11 protein-coding genes are annotated in these 13,244 nt (G+C 69.4%); 4 read left to right on the top strand and 7 right to left on the bottom strand.

Going from position 1 to position 13,244, the window contains the following annotated elements:
- Positions 1–70 precede the first annotated feature (70 nt).
- The 4 genes from ABZU76_RS30030 to ABZU76_RS30015 are packed head-to-tail and all read right to left on the bottom strand — an operon-like array spanning position 71 to position 5,059.
- Positions 71–679, bottom strand: a complete 609-nt coding sequence (locus ABZU76_RS30030; RefSeq protein WP_220244630.1) for an ATP/GTP-binding protein — start codon at positions 677–679, stop codon at positions 71–73.
- The gene (locus ABZU76_RS30025; RefSeq protein ID WP_354875308.1) at positions 660–1,424 is read right to left on the bottom strand and encodes a DUF742 domain-containing protein; all 765 of its coding nucleotides are present in this window, start codon (positions 1,422–1,424) and stop codon (positions 660–662) included. Before ABZU76_RS30025 ends, ABZU76_RS30030 begins: the two co-directional genes overlap by 20 nt.
- Before the next feature lie 27 nt (positions 1,425–1,451).
- Entirely contained in the window at positions 1,452–1,910 is a 459-nt protein-coding gene (locus ABZU76_RS30020; RefSeq protein ID WP_220247186.1) for a roadblock/LC7 domain-containing protein, read from the bottom strand.
- A 14-nt stretch (positions 1,911–1,924) separates the two neighbouring features.
- Positions 1,925–5,059: a nitrate- and nitrite sensing domain-containing protein gene (locus ABZU76_RS30015; protein WP_354875306.1), complete on the bottom strand. Its 3,135-nt coding sequence runs from the start codon at positions 5,057–5,059 to the stop codon at positions 1,925–1,927.
- Positions 5,060–5,766: 707 nt separating this feature from the next.
- Here ABZU76_RS30015 and ABZU76_RS30010 point away from each other — a divergent pair.
- Genes ABZU76_RS30010 through ABZU76_RS29995 form a run of 4 tightly spaced genes read left to right on the top strand, consistent with a single transcriptional unit; the run spans position 5,767 to position 9,202 of the window.
- A complete protein-coding gene (locus ABZU76_RS30010; protein WP_354875393.1) occupies positions 5,767–6,729 on the top strand; it encodes an ABC transporter substrate-binding protein in 963 nt (320 codons plus the stop codon).
- A gap of 1 nt (position 6,730) precedes the next feature.
- Positions 6,731–7,498 carry an ABC transporter permease gene (locus ABZU76_RS30005; RefSeq protein ID WP_354875304.1) on the top strand — a complete coding sequence of 256 codons (768 nt, stop codon included), beginning with the start codon at positions 6,731–6,733 and terminating at the stop codon, positions 7,496–7,498.
- Positions 7,495–8,322, top strand: coding sequence for an ABC transporter permease (locus tag ABZU76_RS30000; protein WP_354875302.1), 828 nt, complete (start codon positions 7,495–7,497; stop codon positions 8,320–8,322). The genes ABZU76_RS30005 and ABZU76_RS30000 overlap by 4 nt, the downstream gene beginning before the upstream one ends.
- Positions 8,323–8,344: 22 nt before the next feature.
- Complete coding sequence (locus tag ABZU76_RS29995; protein WP_354875300.1) at positions 8,345–9,202, top strand: ABC transporter ATP-binding protein; 858 nt, start codon at positions 8,345–8,347, stop codon at positions 9,200–9,202.
- A gap of 51 nt (positions 9,203–9,253) precedes the next feature.
- Here ABZU76_RS29995 and ABZU76_RS29990 read toward each other — a convergent pair whose 3' ends face one another.
- From ABZU76_RS29990 to ABZU76_RS29980, 3 genes are all read right to left on the bottom strand, one after another.
- Positions 9,254–10,471, bottom strand: a complete 1,218-nt coding sequence (locus tag ABZU76_RS29990) for an acyl-CoA dehydrogenase family protein (protein ID WP_354875298.1) — start codon at positions 10,469–10,471, stop codon at positions 9,254–9,256.
- A 44-nt stretch (positions 10,472–10,515) separates the two neighbouring features.
- On the bottom strand, positions 10,516–12,099 hold the full coding sequence (mdlC, locus tag ABZU76_RS29985) for a benzoylformate decarboxylase (protein ID WP_354875296.1): 1,584 nt from the start codon (positions 12,097–12,099) through the stop codon (positions 10,516–10,518).
- A gap of 86 nt (positions 12,100–12,185) precedes the next feature.
- The gene (locus ABZU76_RS29980) at positions 12,186–13,088 is read right to left on the bottom strand and encodes a class I SAM-dependent methyltransferase (protein ID WP_354875294.1); all 903 of its coding nucleotides are present in this window, start codon (positions 13,086–13,088) and stop codon (positions 12,186–12,188) included.
- Between the last annotated feature and the right edge of the window lie 156 nt (positions 13,089–13,244).

The following is a 13,244-nucleotide window of genomic DNA, read 5'->3' as shown; positions in this document are numbered from 1 at the left end:
CACTCCCCGAAGCGGGTGAAGCACGTGGAGTTCACTCCAACGGCCGCACCCGGTTTCGGGTACTGGGGTTCTAGCCTGCCCTCAGTGCCGTGTCGTGAGCGATTGCGTGCTGCACGACCGAGATAAGCACCTGCTTGGCGGAGTCACGCTCGCGCGCGTCGCAGGCCATGATCGGCACCGACGGGGAGATCGTCAAGGCGTGCCGCACGTCTTCGATCTGGTGGTGCAGCAACCGGTCGAAGCAGTTGATCGCGACCACGTACGGCAGTTTCCGGTTCTCGAAGAAGTCGATGGACGGGAACGCGTCGGCGAGGCGCCGCGTGTCCACCAGCACCACGGCGCCGATCGCACCGACGGCGAGGTCGTCCCACATGAACCAGAACCGGTGCTGGCCCGGCGTGCCGAACACGTACAGCACGAGGTCCGAGTCGAGCGAGATCCGGCCGAAGTCCATGGCGACCGTGGTGGTCGTCTTGTTCGGCGTGGCCGAAGTATCGTCGTGGCCGACACTCGCCTCGGTCATCATGGCCTCGGTGGTCAGCGGGTCGATCTCCGAAATCGCCCCGACCATTGTCGTCTTGCCCGAACCGAACCCACCCGCGACCACGATCTTGGCCGACGAGGTCGGACCTGTCACCTGCGGTGTGTTCGCGTCGGAGTCAAATTCTCCGAAGCCCACTGAGCACCCTTTCCATGAACTCGATACTGGGGCGGTCGCCCGAGGAAGTGCTGCTGGTGGTGTGCACCAGCACCAGTCCGAGACCCGCCACGTCACCAATGAGCACCCGCACGACGCCGAGCGGCAGGCGCAGTAGCGCCGCCACCTCCGCGACCGAGCGGGTGTCGATGCACAGATCGCAGATGGACCGGTGCTCGGGCACGCGCACGCGGTCCAGCACGCGCCCCTGCTCGCTGGTCGAGACCAGGGCCTCGATCGCGAGGTCGTAGGTCGGCCTCGTCCGGCCGCGCGTGCGGAAGTACGGGCGTACGAGCCCGGACGTCTCCACCTCGGCCACCGGAGGTTCGTCCACGTACTCGCCCGCGGCCTGCTGCGGCAGGGCTTCGGCGAGCTCGTTGGACGACGGTCCCGGCGAGCCGTCGCGCTGCGCGCTGAACGCCGCGAACTCCGCGGAGTCGTACAGCGGCCCGCTCGCGCCGCCGAACAGCTCGGCGCCCGGACCGCCCAGGAGGCGGTCGCGGTACTCGCCGGTGATCGGCTGCTGTCCGGCATTGGAGTCCGTCAGCCAGTTCGGCGGCTCCCGCACCGGATCCGCGTCGGATCCCGTGGCGCGCCGGGCGCGCCACTCGCGGTCCACTCGGTCCCGGAAGGACTTCCAGTCCTCCCGGCCATCGCCGGCCTCGGCCCAACCACCGGTGAAATCGTCACCGAGCCGGCCATCGCCCCTCAAGCGCCCGTCGTCCACGGTCTGCTCCTGAAGTTCCCGATCCGCCTAGCGGCGGATCGCAGCGCCCTGCAGTTGCGCGCGCATTTCCGGCGTCAGCTGCTGGCCGACTCGTTCGACCAGCAACGTCATCTCGTATACGACGAGACCGATGTCGCTGTCCGGCGCGCCCAGCACCGCGAGGCACGAGCCGTCGGAGACCGACATCAGGAAGAGGAAGCCGTTGGCCATCTCGACCACGGTCTGCGCGACCGGGCCGCCTTCGAACACCTTCGCCGCGCCGCGCGCCAGGCTGGTCAGCCCGGAGGCGACCGCCGCCAGCTGGTCGGCCCGGTCCTTCGGCAGCCCTCGCGAAGCCGCGAGCAGGAGCCCGTCGGCCGAAACGACCACCGCGTGGGCCGCGCCCGGAACCCGGTGGACGAAGTCCGTGATCAGCCACGCGAAGCTGCCCGCCACGCCGCCGCCGGCCCTGCCGTTCGGCTGCGCCGAGCCGCCCCCCGGCTGCACTGCACCCGCCCGTGTCACTGTCGCTCCTCACTGCTGTCGCTCACATACCCGGACCCGGTGACTCGTACGCCTTCGTCGTCGAGCCGGGCTTCGTCGGCCGGCCGTTCCTTCAAACTGTGCCGTCCGGAGGTGTACCCACGCTGGAAGCTTGCCATCCTGTTGCGGGCCGCGGCGGCCGAGCGGGTGATAGCACCCGTTCCGGGCAGACCGGAAGTCGCGTCGGTGAACGAATTGTGCTGGTCATCCGGTGCGGAGTCACCGCCGATCGAGCCCGGCACGAGGTACGCGTTGGGCACCCGCTTGGGCAGGCCCGCCGGCGTGATCTCCTCGGCCTTCTTCTCCAGTAGCGACTGCGCGGCCTGCCAGCCCTCGTCCGACGCGCTGCTCCAGCCGTCGTCGGAACCGGGGTAGAGAGGCGTTGCTTCGATCGGCTCCTCCTCACGGCTGTCGAAGGCGCCGCCGATCCCGGCCGGCTCGTCGGCCGCCACCGAGGCAGCCGAGAACCCGTTGGCCGCCGCGGCCTCGCGGGCTCCGGCGGCTTCCGGTTCGACCGGAGCCTCGGCCGGAGCCGCTTCGGCTGCCGGGGTGCCGAGCTCGTCGGCCGCACCGGGTTCGCCGTCGTCGCTGCCCTCGCTGAACCACCGCGAAAGCACCGACTGGTAGATCGGCAGGCGCCGCGTGGGCACGTCGTCCTCGAGGGCCGACGCGCCGTCGTCCACGGCCGGCTCCTGCCGCTGCGGCTCCTCCGGCGCGACGTACCTCGGTTCGCGCTTCGGGAGCACCAGCGGCGGGAACTGGGTCTCCGCCAGGCTCGCACCATCCCCGTTGGGCTGCTGGGTGAGCGGGGCGAGATCGTCCGCCGTCGGCCAGGCCGGCACCTCGGGCAGCGACGCCTCCGGGCTCAGGAACGGCCCGGCAGCGCGGTTTCCGGCCACGAGGTCGTCGAGGCTGATCGGTTGGTCGAGCGGCACGAGGCCACCGTTGGACTGCGCCGGCACGGCCGGTGCGGGCGGAGCCGCGGGCGGTGCCGAAGGGGGCGGTGGCGTCGAGTCGAACTGCGAGTCGAACTGGTCGAACTGCTGCCGGTTGACCGGCGGCAGGCTCGGGTGCGAGACCTCGTTGCGGTTCAGCGGCGGCGGCGTGTGGCGCGGCATCGGGTTGGCCACGCGCACCTGCGTGAGCAGCTCGGCCGGCACCACCACGCGGGCGATCACGCCGCCCTCGATGTCCTCGTTCTCGCGCAGCCGCACCTCGATGCCGTGGCGCTGGGCCAGGCGCGCGACCACGTACAGACCCATTCGCCGCGTCACCGACACGTCGAGGTCCGGCGGGTCGGCCAGGCGCTGGTTGACCTCTGCGAGGCGGTCCTCCGTCATGCCGACGCCGTGGTCGGTGATCTGGATGGCCAGGGCCTTCTTGCGAGTCACCACAGCCCGCACTGTGACCTTCGTCTCCGGCTCGGAGAAGTAGGTCGCGTTGTCGAGCAGTTCGGCGAGCACGTGCACGAGGTCGTGGATCGCGAGGCCCTGCACGGCGACCTCAGGGACGATGCCGACCTCGATGCGGGCGTACTGCTCGATCTCCGACACCGCGGCGCCGATCACGTCGGCCGCCGGCACCGGCTTGGGCACGGACTTCGCGAGACCGGCGCCCGAGAGCACCAGCAGCGACTCACCGTTGCGCCGCAACCGGGTGGCGAGGTGGTCGAGCTCGAACAGGCTCGCCAAGTGGTCCGGGTCCTGCTCGTCGGCCTCGAGCCGGTCGATCACGCCGAGCTGGCGTTCCACCAGCCGCTGCGACCGCCGCGAGAGGTTCACGAAGATGCCGTTGACGTTCTCGCGCAGCAGGGCCTGTTCGGCGGCCATCTTCACGGCCTGGCCGTGGACCACGTCGAACGAGCGCGCCACTTCACCGATCTCGTCGCGTGAGGTGACCGGCACCGGGTCGACGGCCTTCTTGGAGGCGTTGACCGGATCCGGATCGTCCAGAATGGACTGAACCGTCTCCGGCAGCCTCGTGTAGGCCACGTCGAGCGCCGTGGTCCGCAGCACGCGCAGCGGCCGCAGCATCAGGCGGGCGATCACGAGCATGAGGATCAGCGCCGCGATGAGCGCCGCGAGCACGATCACACCGCCGACCCACGCCGAGCGCACGGCCGAGCTGGCCAGGTCGTCGGCTTGGGTGCGCAGCTGCGTGAGCAGGTTCGTCTCGACCGCGCGCATCTTGTCGGAGGCGACGGTGCTGTCCTGCCCGAGCTGCGTCGGGTCGATGTTGAGCGCTTCGCCTTGCTGCGCGAAGGAGAACGCCTGCGTCTGGATGCGGCGCCGGTCGTCGACCTCCGGGCCCGAGACGGTGTCGGAGTACAGCTGCACCTGGTCGTCGGTGGCGTTCGCGAGGAACGCCGCGATCGACGCGTCGCCACTGGCTTCGGCTGCGCGCGTCTCGTCGAGGAGGTCGCCGGGGAAGCCGTTGCGGAAGGCCGCGATCTCCAGGGCCGTGTCGCCGCGGAGCGTGAACTCCTTGGCCTCGCTGATGGCCTGCGTGCTGTTGCCGAGGCGCAGCAGGTCCCGGTCGGTGACCGCGGTGGTCACCTCGCGGCCCAGCTGGATCAGCGAGTTGAGGATCGAGGAATAGGTGTCCAGCACCGCGACGTCCGAGTAGGACGAGGAGCCCACGGCCGCGCGCAGCGGGCGCAGCGCGTCAAGGCGCTGGATTCCGCGGGCGTACCGATCAGCGGTGGCCTGGTCATCTGGATTCAAGTTGACCAACGAGTTGCGCAGGTCCTCGACGTCGTGGTCGACCCTCGCGATCTGCGCGTCGAGCCCGGTCTGGCGCAGCGCGTCGCCGGAGGAGATCCGCGCGACGGCGAGGCTGCGCTCGCCCTGCAGGTCGTGGATGACCGCGGTCACCTTGCCCGCGAACGCGACCTGGTCCGCGGTGTGGCCGAGCTGCACGGCCTGCTGCGCGTCGTCCGCCACCCGCAACGCGCCGAGCACCAGCGCGGTGAGCGTCGGGATGATCAGAATCAGGGCGAGCTTCGAGCGAAGCCGCCAGTTGTTCAGCGCGAAGACCGAACCCCGTCGTGCGGGATTCGCCCCACCTTCGCGCGCAGGGGCCCCTCCCACCCCCGCGGTGTCTTCGTTCGGCACCGCCGCACCACCATCTTCGTCGGGGCCCGAGGGACCCTGTGAGTTGAAGCCTGTCGTGCCCGCGACCACTACCCGCACGCTCCCGGCAGGCCGCCCGGCACCTCAGCGGCCCGGTGGGCCTGGGCCATTACACCCTTTCGGGGGAAAAGATCCACTTCCAGGTGCGGTTTCGCGCCGCCCTGGACGCGGAATCGGTTCAGTACTTGCATGGCGTTCGGTCCCCGCACTGGTCGATCACTGGTCCAATAGGCCTAAGCCACCAGTCCGCCGACGAGTGCCGGCCTGCGCAGAGTGCCTCTCAGCGAGGCTGACTCTCACTACATCGGTGGTCCACACCTCACACTGCCGGAGCAGAGGGTAGCGAACGACTCGGTGATTTGTAACCCTCTTGACAGCCGATCCAGAACACCCAAGTAGCGGATCAAGCCGATTCGTAGTTGGCTCCGACGTGCCGGATGATCTTCAACTCGACCACCCCGATCCCCTGATCGAGTGATTCACGCCACTGTCGGACCGTTGATGAACACCCATTGTGATGGATGCGGCGCTTCTCTACAGTAGCCGCGTGACTCCGGACAATGAGCCACACCCACCAAACCCAGCACGGTCAACACCCATGTGACCTCATTCTCCAAGGAGTGGCATTGTTTGAATCAGCCGGGAGCAGCCAGGCAAGACTCGGGCGCCGTGGCTTCCTCTCCCTCGCCATGGCGAGCGGCGTCGCACTGACCGCGAGCGGCTGCGGCCTGCTCGGGGGTTCGGACGACTCGGGCAGCACCAACGGCGCGTCGGGGCTCGAGAAGACGAAGATCAAGGTCTCGATCATGCCGACGATCGACGTCGCGCCGTTCCACCTCGCCGTGCAGAACGGCTACTTCAAGGACGAAGGCCTCGAGGTCGAGTCCGTCGACGCCGCCAGCGGTGACGCCTCCGTGACGAAGCTCCTGTCCGGAGAGGTCGACATCGCGTACGCGAGCTACACGCCGTTCTTCATCGCGAAGAGCAAGGGCAACGCGGACATCAAGTTCGTGTCCGACGCCTCCTCGGCCGGCCCGAAGAGCACCGAGATCGTGGCCATGCCCAACGGTTCGGTGAAGAGCGTGCGCGACCTGGCGGGCAAGAAGATCGCCATCACCGCGCAGAACACCATTTGCGACACCCTGACCAAGTCCGTGATGCGCGACAACGGCGTGGACTTCTCCAGTGTGAAGTGGGTTTCCCTACCGTTCCCGAGCATCGGCGCGGCCGTGAAGCGCGGCGACGTGGACGCGGGCTTCCTCACCGAGCCGTTCATCACCGGATCGGCGAAGACCAACGGCACGGTGCCGATCATCGACACCGCGACCGGTGCCACGCAGGACTTCCCGACCGCGGGCTACGGCTCGCTGGGCAAGTTCACGACGTCGAGCCCGAAGACCGTGGCGGCGTTCCAGCGGGCGATGCTGCGCGCCACCAAGGAATCCGCGGACCGCTCGAAGATCGAGCCGCTGATGGTGCAGTTCTCCAAGGTCGACGAGGCCACCGCCTCGCTCACCGCACTGCTCACCTTCCAGTCCACTCTGGACGCCCGTCGTCTGCAGCGCGTGCCGGACCTGCTGCAGCAGTTCGGGTCGATCCCGGCCAAGATCGACGTCGCGCAGATGATCGTGGCGCAGCCGAGCGCTTCCTGACGTGCGACTCGTTCGGAACCTGGTCGGCCTGCTCGGCTTCCTCCTGATCTGGGAGGTCGTCGTGCGGGCCGGCCTGATCGACCAGAACGACGTGCCGCCGCCCACGGTCGTGTTCGCGCGCATCGGCGAGTTGTTCGGCGACACCGAGTTCGTGCGTGACGTGATCGCGTCCGTGCTCGCGTGGCTGATCGCGATGGCCATCTCCATCGTGATCGCGGTGCCGGCCGGGCTGGTGCTCGGCAGCGTGCGCTGGCTGCGCGACGCGACCAAGGCCATCGTCGAGTTCCTCCGGCCGATCCCTTCGGTGGCCTGGATCCCGCTGATCCTCATCGTCGTCGGCGGCGGGCCGGAAGCGAAGATCACGCTCGCGGTCTACGCGGCCGTGTGGCCGATCCTGTTCAACACCATCTACGCGATGGCCGAGATCGACCCGGTGCTCATCGAGACCGCGCGCTCCTACGGCACGCCGAAGTCGCGGCTGCTGACCTCGGTGGCGCTGCCGCACGCGGCGCCGTTCGTGTTCACCGGCATCCGGATGTCGGCGGCGATCTCGCTGATCCTGGTGATCAGCACGGAGTTCCTCGCCGGCGCGAAGCTGGGCATCGGGCAGTTCGTGCTCGAGGCGTCGTCCGGCTCCGGGCGGATGGACCTGGTGCTCGCGGGCACCGTCGTGGCCGGGGTGCTGGGATACCTCGCCAACGAAGGGCTCGAGCGGCTGGGCAAGCGGCTGTTTCGCTGGAGCAGCAACGACGAAGGGGACGTCGCGTGACCGTCGTCGGCAAACCGGTAAGCGCCGCGCGCGGCCGCGTGAGCCGCGGACTGAGCGGCTTCGCGCGCAAGTGGCTGCTGTTCGTGGTGCTCGTGGTGATCTGGCAGGTCATCACGCAGTTCACGGAAAGCGTGTTCTTCCCGCCGCCCACCAAGATCGTCGCGGCGGCGGTGAAGCTGTGGTTCTCCGGCCCGGCCTCGCACGTTTTCCTCGGCCAGGCGGTGTTCGACCACGTCCTGCCCAGCCTAGAGCGGGTGCTCGGCGGCTGGCTGCTCTCGGTGGTGCTGGGTGTCGCACTGGGGACAGCGCTCGGGCGCTCGAAGACCGGCATGGACTACGTGGGCCCGCTGTTCGCGTTCTTCCGCGCGATCCCGCCGCCGGCGCTGGTGCCGGTGTTCATCGTGTTGTTCCACATCGGACCGGGCATGCAGATCGCCACGATCATCTTCGGTTCCGTGTGGCCGATCGTGATGAACACGGTGGACGGCGTGCGTTCGGTCGACAAGGTGAAGGCGGAGACCGCGCGGGCGTTCCGCACGCCGCGGTTCTACTGGATCACCACGGTTGTGCTGCCGGCCGCGATGCCGAAGATCTTCGCGGGTCTGCGGCTCTCGCTGTCGATCTCGCTGATCCTCATGGCGATCTCGGAGCTCGTCGGCTCGCTCAACGGCATCGGCTACGCGCTGATCGCCGCCCAGCGCGCGTACGACTTCGACCAGATGTGGGCGTGGATCGTGCTGCTGGGCATCCTGGGTTACGGGTTCAACGCGGCCCTGCTCGCCGTCGAGCGCCGGGTGCTCAAGTGGCAGCCCGGCCGTCACTAGAACTTTCCGGAAGGTAGTCAGAATGTCGACCATGCTCGAGGTCTCCGACCTCAGCCACCGCTACGGCACGGGCGACAAGGCGCACGTCGCCGTGAACGACCTGTCGTTCACCGTCGAGGCGGGCCAGCTGGCGTGCATCGTCGGCCCTTCGGGGTGCGGCAAGTCGACGCTGCTGCGCGCGATCGCGGGGCTGCTGCCGCCGTCGTCGGGCACCGTGAGCCTGCACGGCGACCTGGTCACCGGCGTGCCGGACGACCTCGCCGTGGTGTTCCAGGACTACAGCCGCTCGCTGTTCCCGTGGCTGACGGTGGGGAAGAACGTCGAGTTCCCCTTGCGCTGGACCAAACTCGACAAGGCCGAACGGCGCAAGCGGGCCGCCTCGGCGCTCGAGGCCGTCGGGCTGGCCGGGGTCGGGGCGAAGTTCCCGTGGCAGCTTTCGGGCGGTATGCAGCAGCGCGTGTCGATCGCGCGGGCGCTGGCTTCGCGGCCGGCGCTGCTGATCATGGACGAGCCGTTCGCCTCCGTCGACGCACAGACGCGCTTCGAGCTGGAAGACCTGCTGCGGCGGGTGCAGCGAGAGCAGGGCACCACGGTGCTGCTGGTGACGCACGACATCGACGAGAGCGTGTACCTGGGCGACCGGGTGCTCGTGCTGTCGAAGTCCCCGGCGTCGATCGTCGCCGACCTGCCCGTGGACCTGCCGGCGGAGCGGGACCAGATCACGACGCGGGAGTCTCCGGAGTTCGTGACGCTGCGCGGCGAGGTGGCTCGGTTGCTGCACGGGCCGGCTTCGACGGCGGTGGCGGACGAAGCCGAGCGTGAGCTGGTGGAGTCCGAGGTCGCCGAAGAGGCTGTGGCGAAGGCCGAAGCCAAGAGCTGAGGCGGTTCTTGCTGAACGGGGCACCCATGACGGGTGCCCCGTTCTTGCGTCTCAGGCCTTCGCTCGCGAGTCCGGGCCGGTCTCGTCGGGGCCGATCTCCGGCAGCGTCCGCACGCCGAGCACGTTGGCGCCCACCAGCTTGCGCGTGGCGAGGTTGCCCATCGGCATGAACGTGCTCGCCTGCACGTCGCGCCACATCCGCTCGAACGGCAGCTTCTTCGTGTACGACATGCCGCCCAGCACGTCGACGAGGCGCTGCATCACCTGCACGGCGTTGTTGGCCGCCACGTACTTCACGACGGCGCAGCGGGCCACTCCGTCCTGCACGTCGCCGGTGAAGAGGCGCCGCGACATCACGTCTTCGGCGTGGCCGCGGATCAGCGCCCGCGAGCTGTCGAGGAGGATCTGGCACTCGCCGATCACGTCCTGCAGCACCGGATCGCCCGTCTTGCCGCGCTTCTGCAGCGAGCGGACGGTCCAGTCGAGCGCACCCGCCGCGACTCCCGTGTAGACGGCCGAGAACGCCGGCATCGCCCACGACCACACGGTTTCCAGCACCCGCGCGTCGAGGTGCTTCACCGGCAGCGAGTGAACGACGGCGCTGTCCTCGACGAACACCTTGGTGAGCTCGACGTCGTTGCTCTGCGTGCCGCGCATGCCCATGGTGTCCCAGGTCTGGTGGATCCGGACCCCGGGCTGGTCGAGGCCGATCTGGCACAGCAGCAGCCGTGGGCCGCCTTCGGCGTCTTCGTAGCGCGCGGTGGTGGAGCAGTGCGTGGCCACGGCGGTGTTGGTGGCGAAGCTCTTGCGGCCCGTGAGCTCGAACCCGCCTTCGACGCGGACAGCCTCGGTGTTCGAGTCCGTCATGTCGTTGCGCAGGCCGGTTTCACTGGTGACCGACGCCCAGATCAGCTCGCCCTCAGCCGCTTTCGTGAGCAGCTCGGCCAGGCGCGGCGACTGCGTGCGCCGCCAGACGCTCGCCCACTGCCCCAGCGGCGAGAGGTGCATCGTGAACGCCAGTGCGGTGGCGCCGTCGCCCATCGCCAGGCGCTCCAGCACGGGCAGGATCTCCGGCAGGCCCGCGCCGAAGCCGCCCAGCTCCTCCGGCACGGACAGGCGCAGGAACCCCGCTTCCCGCAGGTCGTCGTAGTTCTCGTGGGGGAAGGAGTTCTCGCGGTCGTGCAGGCTGGCGCGCTCGGCGAAGACGTCGGCGAGCTTGCCGGCCTGTGCGACGAGTTCCTGCTGTCCGGGAGTCAGTAGAGGCTGCACCCGGTCATCCAAACAGCGTCACCCGGTCGGGTCAATCGCGAAGATCAATACAGTTTCTGCGGATTCGGGTCCACCTTGACGTGCACGAGCGCGGGACCGTTTTCGGCGAGGGCTTCCGCCAGCGCGTCACGCAGGTCGGCGCCTTTCTCGACGGTCCGCGCCGGCACGCCCATGCTCTGCGCGAGCTGCGCGAAGTCGATGCCGCCGAGCTCGGTGCCCGGCACCTTCTTGCCACCAGCCGACTCGCCGAGGATCCGCACGGCCGCGTACTGCGCGTTGTCCAGCACCACGAAGGTAACCGGCACGTTCTCGCGCGCGGCCGTCCACAGTGCCTGCACGCAGTACATGCTGGAGCCGTCGCCGAGGATCGCGACGACCTTGCGATCGGGCCGCCCCAGCGCCGCGCCGACGGCCGCCGGGAGGCCGTAACCGAGCGTCCCGCTGGCGACGGTGAGGAACCCCGTGTCGGTGGAGGTGATCGGCAGGTGGTCGTGGAGGCAGTTGCGGTGGCTCGGCGTCTCCTCGACGACGATCGCGTTGTCCGGCAACAGATCCGCGACGGTGGCGTAGGCGAAGTCCGGCGAAATCGGCGTGGTTTCGGCGGGCTTGGCGGGCTTTGCCGGCGGGGCTGGGATTTCGCGGCTCTTCGCGGTGACTTCTTGGGCGAGCGCCTGGATGGCGAGCTTCGGCGTGGAGCGGATGCCGGTGCCGTTGCCCGCGCGGGCGAGGATCTGCTCGTCGTCGCTCACGAGGTACAGCGGCGGCAGCGGCTCCTCCGGCTCGCCGCGGTACACGTGGTAGGTGAAGGCGGGCGCGCCCAGCACCACCACGACGTCGTGCTCGCGCAGCGCCTCGGCCACCGCCTTGCGCTCGGGCTGCAGGAAGCCGAGGAACAGCTCGTGGTCCTCGGGGAACGAGCACCGCGACGACATCGGCGCGGCCCAGACCCCGGCCTTGAGCTTCTCGGCGAGCGCGACCACGTCCGGCACGGCGCCGTCCCCGTCCACACTGGCGCCGACGACCAGCGCCGGGTTTTCCGCGTGGTCCAGGGCTTTCGCGAGCTCCTGGAGCGCCGCGGGGTCGGGCGCGAAGCTCTGTGTCCTCCTGCCGACGGGCAGCGGCATGGTCGCCTCGGCGTCCCAGTCGTCCACGGGCACGGAGACGAACACCGGACCCTGCGGCGCCTGCGTCGCGATGTAGTACGCGTGCGCGATCGCCGCCGGCACGTCCTGCGCCCGCGCCGGCTCGATGCTCCACTTCACGTAGGGCTTCGGGAAGTTCGCCGCCTCGACGGCCCCCAGGAACGGCTCATCCGGCAGCAGCGAACGCGTCTGCTGCCCCGCCAGCACGATCAGCGGCGCCCGGTCGCGGAAGGCGGTGAACACGTGGCCCAGCGAATGGCCCACGCCACCGGCCGAGTGCAGGTTCACGAGCACCGGCTTGCGCGTCGCCTGCGCGTACCCGTCCGCCATCGCCACGACGGCCGACTCCTGCAGCCCGAGGACGTAGGTGAAGTCGTCGGGCCACTCGGTCAGGAACGCGATCTCCGTGGTGCCGGGGTTGCCGAACACCGTGGTCAGGCCGAGGTTCCGGAGCAGTTCCCGCGTGGCGTCGCGAATCGTGCGCATGGTCCGGAGGTTATCCCGGCTCCCGGCGGGTTGTCTCACCCACCCGAGTGAACGTTGCGGGTGGTGTTCCCGGCAGGGAACGCCGGTCAGCGCGTGCCACTCACGTAGCGCACGTCGCTCAGGCGCAGGGAGTCGTCGTCGAGGGGCAGGCCGTTGGCGGACAGGAATTCCGCGATGGTGGCGCCGCTCAGCTCCCAGCCTCGACTGGTCAGGTAGGGAGCCGCTTCGTTGCGCTCGCCGTAGTAGCGCACCTTCGCCATGTCGGTGTCGAAACCCTGCTCACGCCAGCGTTCCGCGATCTGGTTCAGGCCCGCCTTGGTCTTCTCTTCGTCGCCCGGCTTCGGGTTGGGCCGGCTCTCGGTGGCCACGCGGCTGCCCGGCGCGCTGAGCTCGGTGATGGTGTCCAGCAGCCGATCCTGCGCCTCCGGCGGCAGGTACCCCAGCAGGCCCTCGGCGCTCCACGCGGTCTTTTCGGTCACGTCGAACCCGTTGGCCCTCAGCGCGGCGGGCCAATCCTCACGCAGATCAATCCCGACGGCGCGGCGCTCCGCGGTCGGCTCCGCGCCGAGTTCGCCCAGGGCGCGGGTCTTGAACTCGATGACCTCGGGCTGGTCGAGCTCGTACACGACCGTTTCGGATGGCCACGGCAGCCGGTACGCGCGGGAATCCAGGCCCGCGGCCAGGATCACGGCTTGCTTGATGCCCGCTTCGGTCGCTTCTCGGAAGAAATCGTCGTAGAACTTCCCGCGCACCTTGGCGACATCGATTGCCACCCGCCCGACCAGGTCTCCCGGCGGCTCTTCGCCACTCGCCAGCCGCGTGAGCAGGTCGATGCCCACCGCCCGCACAAGTGGCTCGGCGAACGGATCCGCGAACAGCGCGCTGTCCTCGCGCGTCGCGATCGCCCTCGCCGCCGCGGCCATGGTCGCCGTCGCGCCGACGCTGGACGCGAGGTCCCAGGTATCTCCGTCTTGCCGGGTGGAAGTCATGCGCCGCCTTTGTCTTTCCGGGAACTCACAAGCCTTCTCTTGCACCGGGGGCAGCCCGTCCGCCAACACAGACCCCCGCCCTCCCTAGGGGGGCGCGCCCATGTCCATCCTATCGGCCGTCCCCGACAAAACCGGGCCGCAAGCCGTCGAGGGCCC

This window comes from Amycolatopsis sp. NPDC005232, assembly GCF_040607795.1.
Classification (GTDB): Bacteria; Actinomycetota; Actinomycetes; order Mycobacteriales; family Pseudonocardiaceae; genus Amycolatopsis.
This window is presented reverse-complemented; position numbering and strand designations above follow the sequence as displayed.

What these genes read in the sequence shown, in the direction of transcription:
- ABZU76_RS30010 (WP_354875393.1), top strand. Translation starts at nt 5,767, where the DNA reads ATGGCGAGCGGCGTCGCACTGACCGCGAGCGGCTGCGGCCTGCTCGGG.
- ABZU76_RS29980 (WP_354875294.1), bottom strand. Translation starts at nt 13,088, where the DNA reads ATGACTTCCACCCGGCAAGACGGAGATACCTGGGACCTCGCGTCCAGC.
- ABZU76_RS29995 (WP_354875300.1), top strand. Translation starts at nt 8,345, where the DNA reads ATGTCGACCATGCTCGAGGTCTCCGACCTCAGCCACCGCTACGGCACG.
- mdlC (WP_354875296.1), bottom strand. Translation starts at nt 12,099, where the DNA reads ATGCGCACGATTCGCGACGCCACGCGGGAACTGCTCCGGAACCTCGGC.